Source organism: Cognatilysobacter lacus, assembly GCF_008274655.1.
GTDB lineage: Bacteria > Pseudomonadota > Gammaproteobacteria > Xanthomonadales > Xanthomonadaceae > Cognatilysobacter > Cognatilysobacter lacus.
Genome location: NZ_VTRV01000295.1, coordinates 1 through 621, shown reverse-complemented (window position 1 = coordinate 621; position 621 = coordinate 1). Strand labels below are relative to the sequence as shown.

At 66.3% G+C, this 621-nt stretch carries 1 pseudogene; it reads right to left on the bottom strand.

The annotated features are described in order from the left end of the window. Positions 1–621, bottom strand: a pseudogene (locus FW784_RS14160) (hypothetical protein); the annotation flags it as partial.

The window sequence follows — 621 nt, the reverse complement described above, 5'->3', positions numbered from 1 at the left end:
GAGATATTCGGGTTGCTCGCGGTGTCGCCGAGCGAAGTCAGGTTGCCGACCTCGTCCCAGCCCAGCAGGTAATGCAGGCCGGCGGGCGTGGAGTCCTGCACCAGCATCGGCCGGTAGTTCTTGTCGTACTGGCGCGTGAGCACGCGGTCTTCGTTGCCGTAGTGCAACTCCGACACCGGGCCGAACGGGTAGTACACGACATTGCTCAGCAGCGACTGCTGCACCTGCCCCGGGCGCGTGACCTTGACGTTGCTGGGCTGGCCGGCAGCGTTGTAGGCGTAGTCCACGCGCAGGCCGCTGGGGTAGGTCATCGCCAGCAGGTGGCCGTTGACCGCGTACTGGTAGGTCGTGGTGAACACCTTGCCGTTGGTGGTCTGCACCTTGCGGACCATGCGGCCGAAGCGGTCGTAGCAGTACTGCGTGCTGCCGCTGCCGTCGGTCATCTTGGCGAGGCGCCCGATCGCGAAGCCTTCGCCCGCGGCGCAGACGGCGTTGACCGTGTCGTAGGCATAGCCGACGTTGAGGTTCGGGGTCGTCGTGGCGTAGCTGACGCCGGTCAGCCGGTTGAGCACGTCATAGGCGTAGGTGGCCTGCTTCGTCGAGCCCCGGGCGTCGAGCTTG